At 68.6% G+C, this 7816-nt stretch carries 5 protein-coding genes; 4 read left to right on the forward strand and 1 reads right to left on the reverse strand.

The features are described from left to right. Nucleotides 1–141: 141 nt before the first annotated feature. A complete protein-coding gene (locus tag V5E28_RS13210; protein WP_336207113.1) occupies nucleotides 142–1023 on the reverse strand; it encodes a LysR family transcriptional regulator in 882 nt (293 codons plus the stop codon). Between the two features lie 96 nt (nucleotides 1024–1119). Between V5E28_RS13210 and V5E28_RS13215 the strand changes: the two genes are divergently transcribed. The 4 genes from V5E28_RS13215 (at nucleotide 1120) to V5E28_RS13230 (ending at nucleotide 7525) form a co-directional block, all read left to right on the forward strand. Then, a complete protein-coding gene (locus V5E28_RS13215) occupies nucleotides 1120–2061 on the forward strand; it encodes a quinone oxidoreductase family protein (protein ID WP_336207114.1) in 942 nt (313 codons plus the stop codon). A gap of 259 nt (nucleotides 2062–2320) precedes the next feature. After that, nucleotides 2321–5092, forward strand: a complete 2772-nt coding sequence (locus tag V5E28_RS13220) for a heparinase II/III family protein (RefSeq protein ID WP_336207115.1) — start codon at nucleotides 2321–2323, stop codon at nucleotides 5090–5092. A 553-nt stretch (nucleotides 5093–5645) separates the two neighbouring features. Then, nucleotides 5646–6158 carry an NUDIX hydrolase gene (locus tag V5E28_RS13225; RefSeq protein WP_336207116.1) on the forward strand — a complete coding sequence of 171 codons (513 nt, stop codon included), beginning with the start codon at nucleotides 5646–5648 and terminating at the stop codon, nucleotides 6156–6158. A 704-nt stretch (nucleotides 6159–6862) separates the two neighbouring features. Continuing rightward, nucleotides 6863–7525 carry a class I SAM-dependent methyltransferase gene (locus V5E28_RS13230; RefSeq protein ID WP_336207117.1) on the forward strand — a complete coding sequence of 221 codons (663 nt, stop codon included), beginning with the start codon at nucleotides 6863–6865 and terminating at the stop codon, nucleotides 7523–7525. The last annotated feature ends 291 nt before the right edge of the window (nucleotides 7526–7816 follow it).

Here is a 7816-nt window from a genome sequence, read left to right on the forward strand (position 1 = left end):
GCAGCAGCTGCGAGCATCGCCGTGTGCAGGCCACCGAGGGTGGCCAGCGTGCCGGTCGTCGTCGTGGCCACCGCGCCGCTGAGCCAGGCTGGCCGATCCTCGCCGTCACCCTGCTGCTCACTCCTGCGGCCGGCCGCTGGTTCAACCGCCGGCGGGGCCGGCCGCGCCCTTCATCGCTCGCAACTCGCCGAGCAGATCGCGGATGATCGCCGATCCGGCCAGCTCCGGCGTGGTCACATACCCCACGTGGCGCTGCGGCGCACCGTCGCCGAGCTCGGCCGTCGCGACCTTGGCAGGCGCACCCACCGTGGACAGCCTGGGCACGATCGCCGCACCGAGTCCGTGCCCCACCATCGACATCACCACCCCGTCGTCCTCGACGGTGATGTCGCCGGGTGGAATCCACTCCTGCCGCGCCAGCCAGCGCCGGGTCTCACCCGCGCAGTTCTCATGCCAATCGATTATGGGCAGCGACCGCGGAGCCGGATGCCCTTCCGGATAAGCCAGCAGGTACGGCTCCGCGTACAGCTCCTTCGTCACCAGCCCGTCCACATACACCGGCAGCGAGACCATCCCCACATCGGCGCGCCCGTCCGCCACCTCCCCCGCGATCCCCCGCCCCAGATCAGGCACGATTCGCACGGTCACCGTCACCTTCGGATGCCGCTGCCCGAACCGCACCAGCACCCTGGGCAGCAGGTGGAAGGCCGCACTGCGAAAGGCCGCCACCCGGATCGTCCCCGTGACCTCGCCCCGCGCGGCAGTATGGGTGTCGACCTTCATGACCTCGATCAGCCTCAAGATGCGCCGTGCGTGCCCGACCGCAGCATTACCGGCGGGCGTGGCCCGGGCACCGCCCCGCCCTCGCTGGAAGAGCACCGCGCCCATCTTCTTCTCCGCCGCGCGCAGGGCATGCGAGACCGCCGACTGCGTCAGCCCCAGCCGTACCCCCGCCGCCGATACGCTGCCTTCGCCGTCCACCGCCACCAGCACGCGCAGCTCGGCCACACTCAGGTCATCCACGAGAGCGACAACGTATGAAAAATCCTCATACATTCCGCCTCATCCACAAATCCCACCTGCTACCTGCGGAACCGTGTGGCTCCTAGCGTCTACGGCATGAGAGCAATGGTTGCAAAACGCCTAGGCGAACCCGATGTCCTGACCTCCGCCTACCTTCCCGACCCGGCGCCGGGCCCCGGCCAAACCCTCCTAGACGTCGAGGCCGCCGGTCTCAACTTCGCCGACGCCGAACGCCTGCGCGGCGCCTACTTGCCGCCACAACTGCCGTTCATCCCCGGCGGCGAGGTCGTCGGTCGCGACCCGGACGGTCGCCGCATGCTCGCCTTCGCCAGCAGTGCCTTCGCCACCAAGGCGCTGGTGAAGGATCCGGTCGAGATCCCCGAAGACCTCCCTGCGGGCGCCGCCCTCGCCCTCCTGGTCCAGGGCTTGACCGCCTGGCACCTTCTGCGTACGGCTGCGCGGATCCTCCCCGGCGAAACCGTCGTCGTCAACGCCGCAGCCGGAGGCGTCGGCCACCTGGCGATCCAGCTGGCCAAGGAGTTCGGCGCCGGACGGGTCATCGGCACCGCCTCCACCCCCGACAAACGTGCCCTGGTCCTCCGGCTCGGCGCCGACGCCGCCATCCCCGGCGAGGCCGACGGCTACGCCGAGCGCATCCGCGAAGCCAACGGCGGCACCCTCGCCGACGTGATCCTCGACGCCGTCGGCGGCCCCGTCTTCGAGGCAGCCCCTCATGCGCTGGCACTCTTCGGCCGCCTGATCACCTACGGCACTTCCGGCGGGATCGACCCCGCCCCCATCGACCCCGGGATCCTCAGCGAGCGCAACATCACGGTCGGCGGCTACTGGCTGGGCGCTCACCTGCGCCTCCCCGACAGCCGTGCCGCCGCGCCGCTCCACGACCTGCTCGCCCTGACCGCCTCGGGACGCGTCCACCCCTTGGTGGGCGCCGAGTACCCTCTCGACCAGGCAGCAACCGCCCTCACCGCCCTGACCACCCGCCGCACCACCGGCAAGGTCATCCTCCGCATGGCGTGAAGCCCTTCTGCGGCAGAAGCCCGCTATCCGCCTGCCAAGCATGTGAGGAACTCTTCTTGCAGGTCAGCGCGAGATGATCTTTTCTGGCACGTAGGGCGCGTTGACCGGCTCTCACAGCATTGCGGGGACCGGAGCGGACGCTCGACTCCGTGAGCGTGGAGGCGATCTTCACCTGGAACCCGCCGCCCGCTTCGGCGTATCACCTGGCCTCCGGCGCTGACATACCGCGGGCATACCGCGCGTCTCTACTTTGGCGTGCATGTCTCGCTCGTGGCGGCAGTTCGCCGTCCTGATTCTGGTCGCCGCGTTCCTGGTGTCGGCCCCTCCGGCCGCCGCGGCCGCACTGTCCGACGCGGGCTTCTTCGGGAGGTGGAGCGCCGGCGCCTGGACGGTGGGGCCGCGGCTGAACTACGCGTACGCGGACCTGAAGCCCGTGGAGAGCGCGGTGAAGGCGGGCGACTACGCGCTGGCCAAGCAGCGGCTGCTGGATTACTACCGCGCGCGCCCGGCCATCGAGGCCGGCGGCTTCTCGCACACCGCCTGGCCGGGCGCGATCGAGCTGACCTCCAGCCACATCTGGACGCTGGGATCGGGCGAGGTCTACGTCAAGACGCTGACCTTCGGCCCAGGGGAGACGACCGTCACGACCGACGTCACCAGCAGCATCAATAGCGGCAAAGCCGGATTCTTCCTAATGAGCCGGTATAAGGACGCGGCCATCGCACTCATCAACAGCAGGAGCAAGGGGTCGGGCAAGCCCACGCTCCGCTTGACCCTGGCCGACGGCTCGTCGCAGACCCTCCACCCTGCGGACGACACCTATATCTGGGCGGCCCACCCGGGCAACGTGTACGGCGCCAAGTACTACATACAGGTCAGCGACCAGGGCGCGGGACCGTTCACCGGCGAGACACGCAAGGCGTACCTGCGGTTCGACCTCGGCGGCGTCACGAATGTGAAGAAGGCGGAGCTGACGCTGACCGGCACGGCCGACACCGCGAAGGACATCATGCTGTACGGCAACGCCGAGACCTTCGACGAGGCCACCCGCACCTGGTCCAATACCGTGCAGAACACGTTCTCCTGGGAGGGCGATCCCGGCGGCTTCGACTGGAAGCTCCCCGGCGGTGTCGACAAGGAGTACCTCATCGCCGACAAGGAGTACCTCTACCAGCTTCCCCGCTTCTACTTCGCCGGCCCGCTGGCCCTGGAGTATCAGAAGACCGGCAACGAGCAGTACGCCCGCACGCTCATCGGCCTGATGACCGACTTCATCAAGGACGCTGACGCCTACGACGCCGACCAGGGCGCCGGTTCCTACCCGGGCAACCTGCACGCCGCGCGCCGCCTGCACAACTGGATCGCGGCCTACGAGGTTCTGCGTAAGAGCCCGTCGCTGACCCCCGAGGCCAACACCGCGATCCTCAAGACGATGAACCGGGCCGGCCTGTACTTGCAGGTGAACGTCAACGGCACGCCGAACAAGATGCAGTCGCAGAAGATCACGCTGCTGCACGCCTCTGTCTACTTCCCGGAGTTCCGCGTCGCGCCAGCGTGGCGGACCAACGCCGCCGACTTCCTCTCGGCCCAGCTCAACGACTCGACCTACGCCGACGGCGGCTACAAGGAGTCCACGGACGCCTACCTGCGGGGCTACCTCAGACAGTACGTGGACGTCGTCGCCTTCATGCAGCGCAACGGCATCACGTTCACCGCCACCGCCAAGCTGCGGCAGTTGGGCCGCTTTCTCATGGATCAGAGCTATCCCAGCGGGTACGGCCCGGCCTACGGCGACAGCGATTCCCTCGATCTGCGCAGCACCCTCAGGAGCCTGGGCGAGCTGCTCAACGACCCCGAACTTCGCTACGTCGGCACCTCCGGCACGTCGGGCGAGAAGCCGGCGCACACTTCTGCGCTCTACCCGGACACCCGGGTCGCGGTCTCCCGCTCCGGCTGGACCGCCGGCGACTCCCACCTCCGGATCAACGCAGACCGCGGCAACCACAGCCATCCGGACGAGCTGGCGATCACCGCTTACGCGTACGGCCGGCCGCTCCTGCCCGACATGGGCACCTTCACCTACAGCACGGACGCCCGCGCGGAGTGGCTGCGGCGTACCACGGAGGCGCACAGCACGATAGAGATCGACGAGCAGCCGCAGACCTCGACCGCGGCTGGCGGGATCTCGCATCTGATCAGCAACCCCGCCTTCGACCTGATCGGTGCGAACACCGAGAGCTCCGTCGGCGTCCGCCACGAGCGATCCGTCCTGTCGCTGCATTCGGGCCTGTGGGTGGTCTCCGACCGGCTCAAGCCGGTGGACACCGTCAAGGAGCACCACTACGAGCAGAACTGGCATCTCGCCGCGGACGCCAATCCCTCGATCCGCTCCGGGACGGAGGCCACGACGACCGCCTTCGCGACGGGCGCGAACCTCACGATCGTCCCCGCCGACCCTGCCAAGGTGGCTTCCGAGCTGCGCGACGGCTACTACGCGCCGCGGTTCTACTCGGTGGAGAACGCGAAGTACGCCTCCTACGTCAAGACGGCCACCGGCCGGACGACCTTCGACACCCTCCTGCTGCCGTCCAAGGGCGCGGCCGACACCTCGGTGACGGTGGAACGGCTGCCCGTTGGCACCACCCCGTCGCACCAGGCGACAGCCCTGAGCCTGAACGGCGGCGCGGGGGTCTACTACAAATCCTGGACCACGAAGGCGCCGCGCGCGTTCGGCTCCTACACCTTCGACGGCAAGCTGCTCCACGCCGACGCCGGATCGATCGTGATGGTCGACGGCTCGTCGGTCGAACGTGCCGGCACGACCCTGGTCAAGGCGCCGGCCGCGGTCAAGGACCTGGCCGTGACCTTCGACGGGGACGGCACCGTACGTATCGACGGCAGCGGGCTGACCGCCAGCACCGACCCGGCCAAGGCCATCGCGATCGCGGCGCCGGAAGCCGCCAAAGTGATCCTCAACGGCGCGGTCGTTCCCTTCGAACGCGCGGGCGCGCTCATCTACGCGGCCGCCTGAAGGGGGACTCCGGCCCGGATCGTCGAGCTGTCCGGCCTGCGGTAGGCGTCCGCCGGTGCGCCGGACTCGGCCAACCCACCGCGCCCTGCTCCACGACTCCCATGCAGCCCCAGGTCCTCATCGACCACCCACGACACCGACCCGTCGGCGGCCACTGCTCGCCCAGGCCGGTACTACCGAGGTAGCGCACCTGACTTGACTGACATGCCTGAAGACCCTTCTGGCCGATCGGTGACAGGCCGATGAACACCGGCGAGTCCTTTCGTCGCTCCCTGGCGTCAATCTGGCTGATCTTGTCATCGGTGGCGGCGAGGCTGACGGTCAGTTGCTCGACGTCGCCTAGCCATCCTTCACGTTCGGCTTCGGCGATCCTGGCATGGAGGTTCTCACGGATCTCTTCCAGGCGGGGCCGTTCGCCTGGCCCCACGATCAGTACCGGGCATCGAACACAGGCGTGCTCGTGTTGCGTTTCCGGGCAGGTCATGTGACGCAGATCACTAGCTTGGGGTGCTCGTAGAGCAGGTTGTCGGTGGTGCCTGCGATCGTGTCCTGCATGGGCGAGTTGGTCGAGCGAGTGGACGAACTGGACCGCGTGCTGGGAGTCGTGGATCGCGCAGAGGCGGAGCGTCGGCGATGGATGCATCGGATCGCGACGACGATCTGTCGCGATCCGACGCGGCGGATCCTCGTGCTGCGCCGAGCGGAGCAGCTCACTCGCTTTCCCGGCCACTATGACGTGATGGTCGGCGGTGCCGTGGACGTGGGCGAGTCGTATGAGGACGCGGCAGCCCGCGAGCTGTCCGAGGAGCTGGGCGCCGGCGTCCCGGTGCGTTTCATGTTCAAGTTCCTGTGCCGGGATGGGGTCAGCCCTGTCTGGTTCGGGGTGCACGAGGCCGTGATCACTGAGCCATTGGTTCCAGATCCGTCCGAGATCGCTTGGCATGCCTGGCTCACAGAGCTCGAACTGCGGGAGGTCGTTGATCGATGGCCTTTCGTTCCCGGTGGGCGAGAGGCGGTGCGCCGATATTTGGTATTCGGGAACGAGGGCCAGCCGTCGGCTGGCTGATCGGCGGCATCACGTCGAGTGGGTGGCTCAGCTGCATGGCCCGATTCCCTCAGCCCGGGCTGGCAGCCGACTTGCGGGCATCGGGCGGAGTCACACATTCCGATGAGAGGTCGGTCAGCGGTGGGGGTACCGGCCAGCCGCAAGCAGAGTGCCCGGGAGGGGTCGGTGAACCAGCAGTAGTTCGCCGGTCCGAGGTGGAGCACCTTGGCGCGTTTGGTGAGGAGGCTGAGGATCTCCCGGTCGTTGCGCTGGATCTTCGCGGCGGAGGCGTCGGCGGGGTCGAGTTTGGTGTCGATGCGGGCGAAGAACTCTGTCAGCGCGCGGGCACCGGGTCCGGCGGGCGAGCTCGATCGCCAAAGTGCGGCGCAGCGCGCGTAGGTTCACCGGGCCGTCCGGGATCGGCGCGAGGCCGAGCCGCTGGCCGGCTGGTCCGTTCACCCAGTTCCGGAACCAGGTGTAGCGGACGTCGAAGGCGAACCGGCCCAGGAGCGTTGCCCCGTCGACCGGGTTGTCGTGAAGTTGTTCGAGGAGGCCCGCTGCGGTGTAGGCAGGCTGGATGACGACCCATTCGTCGTCAACGCCACCCAGTGCCTGGCCTTTGACGACCTTGCTGGCGATCCGGTAGCGGGATGCTGCTCGAAGAGCGGCCGGAACGCGCCGGAAAGGGGACCGGAGCGTGAGTGGTGATCGCTAAGGTGATCGTCATGGCACTGCTGTCTCGCCTCGACCATTTCAACCGGCGGCACCCGTGGAGCCACAACGACCACTACGGCCGCTGGGTCGCCGACCGAGTGGCCGCGTCCAAGGCCCGCCACGTCCTCGACGTCGGGTGCGGCACGGGCAACCTCGCCGCTCTGCTCCGCCGACGCGCCGCCGCCGTCACCGGGCTCGAACCCGATCCCGTGACCGCCCGCGCCGCGGCGGAACGCTTCGCCGACGACCCTGCGGTCACCATCGTCCAAGCCGACTTCGCCGGGCGCGAGCCGCAGCGCCGCTGGGACGCCGTCACCCTCGTCGCCGTCCTGCACCATCTCCCGCTGGTGCCCACCCTGCGTGAACTGCGCGGCTGTCTCACCCCGGGCGGGCGCCTCGTGGTCGTCGGCTGCTACCGGCAGGCCGGGCCCGCCGACCTGCTCACCGACCTGCCTGCCATGGTCGCCAACCCGATCATGGGGCTGGTCAAGCACCCGGCCCGCGCCAATGCGCTGCCCTCGCACATGACGGCGCCCACCACCGATCCGCAGGAGACTCTGGCCGACATCCGGGCCTCGGCCGCACGGGAACTGCCCGGCGCCCGGATCCGGCGTCGCCTGTTCTGGCGATACACCCTGGTCTACGACGCCCCCAACGGACAGAGCGGGGCCTGAAACCCGCCGCGGAGAGGCCGCCAACCAGCCGGAACACGCCTCCAGGCCCCCTTCCCGCCGTGTTCCGGCCTGACTTCGAAGCCTCCTGGTCGAACTCCGCACGTTTTCGGCTCTCACGAACCGAACCGGCGTGGATTCCCGATGAAAGTCCTTCAGTCCGACTGAACTCACAGCGGACGTGCCGTCGAGAAACGTGATCACCAGCCCGAACGGGTTGTTTCCGCAGTTCAGCGGGGTGGCCCGGGACCTGCCGTGCGAGATGCGACTGTCGCCCGACGGGACGGCGTCCTG

Source organism: Nonomuraea sp. LPB2021202275-12-8 (assembly GCF_037044575.1).
Classification (GTDB): domain Bacteria; phylum Actinomycetota; class Actinomycetes; order Streptosporangiales; family Streptosporangiaceae; genus Nonomuraea.

Coding starts and splice junctions, on each gene's coding strand:
- V5E28_RS13225 (WP_336207116.1), top strand. CDS start 5,646: ATGGGCGAGTTGGTCGAGCGAGTGGACGAACTGGACCGCGTGCTGGGA.
- V5E28_RS13215 (WP_336207114.1), top strand. CDS start 1,120: ATGAGAGCAATGGTTGCAAAACGCCTAGGCGAACCCGATGTCCTGACC.
- V5E28_RS13230 (WP_336207117.1), top strand. CDS start 6,863: ATGGCACTGCTGTCTCGCCTCGACCATTTCAACCGGCGGCACCCGTGG.
- V5E28_RS13220 (WP_336207115.1), top strand. CDS start 2,321: ATGTCTCGCTCGTGGCGGCAGTTCGCCGTCCTGATTCTGGTCGCCGCG.